The 396-nt window shown below is 64.1% G+C and carries 1 protein-coding gene; it reads right to left on the minus strand.

The window, feature by feature from the left end; translation table 11 throughout:
• The coding region (locus VSR71_RS35165) for an SAF domain-containing protein (protein WP_342917932.1) at positions 1-282 on the minus strand (282 nt) is incomplete at its 3' end.
• Positions 283-396: the final 114 nt, after the last annotated feature.

Consider the following 396-nt stretch of genomic DNA (forward strand, 5'->3'; position numbering starts at 1 on the left):
GCCCTGCACCACGGACTGGCGGATGATCTTGCCGATCACCAGGCTGGTGCTCTGGAAGGCCGTGGCGGCGCGCTCCGCATTGTTGGTGTCCTGCTGGCGGAGCATGACTGCGGTGACGCGCGTACCGAGCGGGATGTCGACCGCGGCATAGACCGTCGGTGTCGTGGTGGAGACCTCCGGAGTCGGCGTGGACTGCGGCCTGGACAGCACGAGGATCCCCACGAAGGCGACCAACGCGAAGAACACGCCGAGCATTAGAACGATGCGGGAAGAGCGCCTCAACTTACTTCTCCGTGCGCTGCGGGTGTGACAGCAGGCACCACGATGCGCGACGGGCCAAGGCCGCGCGACTATACCAATGGGCTATGACGGATTAGGAAGATTCCGGAGTAGATG

The sequence above is a fragment of the Cupriavidus oxalaticus genome (assembly GCF_038900635.1).
GTDB lineage: Bacteria > Pseudomonadota > Gammaproteobacteria > Burkholderiales > Burkholderiaceae > Cupriavidus > Cupriavidus oxalaticus_B.